This is a genomic window from Nocardioides sp. CPCC 206348, from assembly GCF_048654705.1.
Lineage (GTDB): Bacteria > Actinomycetota > Actinomycetes > Propionibacteriales > Nocardioidaceae > Nocardioides.
Window position 1 is genome coordinate 4,269 of record NZ_JBMCZA010000189.1, and the last position, 456, is coordinate 4,724.

A 456-nucleotide genomic window follows, 5' to 3' on the forward strand; every position below is an offset into this window, starting at 1 on the left:
CTAGGCCGGACACAGGCAGATGCACACGCCCGTCGTCGATGTCACCGTCATCATCCCGGTCTACAACACCGTCGACTACCTGAGCGCCTGCCTGGACTCCCTGATCGGCCAGACCATCGGCCACGAGCGGCTCGAGGTCGTGGCAGTCGACGACGGGTCGACGGACGGCAGCGGAGAATTGCTCGAGAAGTACGCGGCGTCGTACCCCGAGGTCGTCCGGGTGTTCCACCAGGACAACTCGGGCGGCCCGGCCGGACCGTGCAATGTCGGTCTCGAGCACGCGACGGGCCGGTACCTGTTCTTCCTCGGCTCCGACGACTACCTCGCGCTCGATGCACTGGAGCGCCTGGTGCAGCGTGCCGATGAGTGGCAGGCAGATGTCGTCGTGCCGGTCTCCGAGGGCGTCAACGGCCGCAATGTCGACCAGCGGCTGTTCCGGAGCGAGCACCCGGACCT

At 67.1% G+C, this 456-nt stretch carries 1 protein-coding gene; it reads left to right on the forward strand.

Annotation, left to right across the window (positions count from 1 at the left end; translation table 11 throughout):
• Positions 1-19 precede the first annotated feature (19 nt).
• The coding region (locus ACOADB_RS15595) for a glycosyltransferase family 2 protein (protein ID WP_378600357.1) at positions 20-456 on the forward strand (437 nt) is incomplete at its 3' end.